Source organism: Stenotrophomonas sp. 22692 (assembly GCF_052045015.1).
GTDB classification, from domain to species: domain Bacteria; phylum Pseudomonadota; class Gammaproteobacteria; order Xanthomonadales; family Xanthomonadaceae; genus Stenotrophomonas; species Stenotrophomonas geniculata.
On record NZ_JBQEMR010000073.1, the window covers coordinates 2501 to 5338 of the forward strand.

The window sequence follows — 2838 nt, forward strand, 5'->3', positions numbered from 1 at the left end:
ACCGAGATTCCGTAAGTAGCGACGAGCGAACGCGGACTAGCCCTTAAGCTGATTTGGTTCTAGGAAAACGCTCTGGAAAGAGCGGCCATAGAAGGTGATAGCCCTGTATCTGAAAGGGCCATTTCAGTGAAGACGAGTAGGGCGGGGCACGTGAAACCCTGTCTGAACATGGGGGGACCATCCTCCAAGGCTAAATACTACTGACCGACCGATAGTGAACCAGTACCGTGAGGGAAAGGCGAAAAGAACCCCGGAGAGGGGAGTGAAATAGAACCTGAAACCGTGTGCGTACAAGCAGTAGGAGCTCCGCAAGGAGTGACTGCGTACCTTTTGTATAATGGGTCAGCGACTTACTGTTCGTGGCAAGCTTAACCGTATAGGGGAGGCGAAGGGAAACCGAGTCTGATAAGGGCGCATAGTCGCGGGCAGTAGACCCGAAACCGGGTGATCTAGTCATGCCCAGGGTGAAGGTGCGGTAACACGCACTGGAGGCCCGAACCCACTCCCGTTGCAAAGGTAGGGGATGAGGTGTGATTAGGAGTGAAAAGCTAATCGAACCCGGAGATAGCTGGTTCTCCTCGAAAGCTATTTAGGTAGCGCCTCATATGTATCCTCTCGGGGGTAGAGCACTGTTATGGCTAGGGGGTCATCGCGACTTACCAAACCATTGCAAACTCCGAATACCGAGACGGACTGTATGGGAGACACACGGCGGGTGCTAACGTCCGTCGTGAAAAGGGAAACAACCCAGACCCACAGCTAAGGTCCCAAATTTTGTGCTAAGTGGAAAACCATGTGGAAAGGCACAGACAGCCAGGAGGTTGGCTTAGAAGCAGCCACCCTTTAAAGAAAGCGTAATAGCTCACTGGTCGAGTCGGTCTGCGGGGAAGATTTAACGGGGCTAAGCACAGAACCGAAGCTTGGGGTGCATAACTTTGTTATGCGCGGTAGAGGAGCGTTCCGTAAGCCGTTGAAGGTGGATTGAGAAGTCTGCTGGAGGTATCGGAAGTGCGAATGCTGACATGAGTAACGATAATGCGGGTGAAAAACCCGCACGCCGAAAGCCCAAGGTTTCCTTGCGCAACGTTAATCGGCGCAGGGTGAGTCGGCCCCTAAGGCGAGGACGAAAGTCGTAGTCGATGGGAAGCAGGTTAATATTCCTGCACCTCGCGTAAGTGCGATGGAGGGACGGAGAAGGTTAGGTGTACCAGGCGTTGGTTGTCCTGGGGAAAGGCGGTAGGTTTGGATCTTTGGCAAATCCGGGATCCTTTAAGACCGAGCACCGAGACGAGCCTTTATGGCGAAGTCACTGATACCACGCTTCCAGGAAAAGCTCCTAAGCTTCAGCTTACGCAGACCGTACCGTAAACCGACACAGGTGGGTAGGATGAGAATTCTCAGGCGCTTGAGAGAACTCGGGTGAAGGAACTAGGCAACATGGCACCGTAACTTCGGGAGAAGGTGCACCCTTTTTGGTGGCTCGTGCGAGCTATAGCTGAAGAGGGTCGCAGTAACCAGGCCGCTGCGACTGTTTATCAAAAACACAGCACTCTGCAAACACGAAAGTGGACGTATAGGGTGTGACGCCTGCCCGGTGCTGGAAGGTTAATTGATGGGGTCAGCCGCAAGGCGAAGCTCTTGATCGAAGCCCCAGTAAACGGCGGCCGTAACTATAACGGTCCTAAGGTAGCGAAATTCCTTGTCGGGTAAGTTCCGACCTGCACGAATGGCGTAACGACAGCGGCGCTGTCTCCACCCGAGACTCAGTGAAATTGAAATCGCTGTGAAGATGCAGCGTTCCCGTGGCAAGACGGAAAGACCCCGTGAACCTTTACTATAGCTTTACACTGAACGTTGAGTTCGTCTGTGTAGGATAGGTGGGAGGCTATGAAACCATGGCGCTAGCTGTGGCGGAGCCATCCTTGAAATACCACCCTGTCGTGCTTGACGTTCTAACCTGGGCCCATTATCTGGGTCGGGGACCGTGTATGGTGGGTAGTTTGACTGGGGCGGTCTCCTCCTAAAGAGTAACGGAGGAGCTCGAAGGTACGCTCAGCGCGGTCGGACATCGCGCACTGTGTGCAAAGGCATAAGCGTGCTTGACTGCAAGATCGACGGATCAAGCAGGTAGGAAACTAGGACTTAGTGATCCGGTGGTTCTGTATGGAAGGGCCATCGCTCAACGGATAAAAGGTACTCCGGGGATAACAGGCTGATACCGCCCAAGAGTTCATATCGACGGCGGTGTTTGGCACCTCGATGTCGGCTCATCACATCCTGGGGCTGTAGTCGGTCCCAAGGGTATGGCTGTTCGCCATTTAAAGTGGTACGCGAGCTGGGTTCAGAACGTCGTGAGACAGTTCGGTCCCTATCTGCCATGGGCGTTGGAGATTTGAGAGGGGCTGCTCCTAGTACGAGAGGACCGGAGTGGACGAACCTCTGGTGTTCCGGTTGTCACGCCAGTGGCATTGCCGGGTAGCTATGTTCGGAAGCGATAACCGCTGAAAGCATCTAAGCGGGAAGCGCGCCTCAAGATGAGATCTCCCGGGGCACAAGCCCCCTGAAGGAACCATGTAGACTACGTGGTTGATAGGTCAGGTGTGTAAGTACAGCAATGTATTGAGCTAACTGATACTAATGATCCGAGAGGCTTGACCATATAACCTCAAGTTGCCTTGGCTTTACGACAGCGTCGTAAGAGCATCCAAGTGCACGCTACGTCACAAGAACTACGAGAGGCAGGCGCCTTATCCAGCTGTATTGGATGGCGACGCTCCAACCGCCTCCCTGGTGAAATTAGCGCTGTGGAACCACCCGATCCCATCCCGAACTCGGAAG

Annotated in this window: 2 rRNA genes (1 of these 2 running past the window's edge); both read left to right on the forward strand. The window is 53.9% G+C overall.

Annotation, left to right across the window (positions count from 1 at the left end):
- Nucleotides 1-2659, forward strand: a 23S ribosomal RNA gene (locus ACTJJM_RS21045); it begins 221 nt to the left of the window's first position.
- A 127-nt stretch (nucleotides 2660-2786) separates the two neighbouring features.
- A 5S ribosomal RNA gene (gene rrf / locus ACTJJM_RS21050) occupies nucleotides 2787-2838 on the forward strand; the annotation flags it as partial.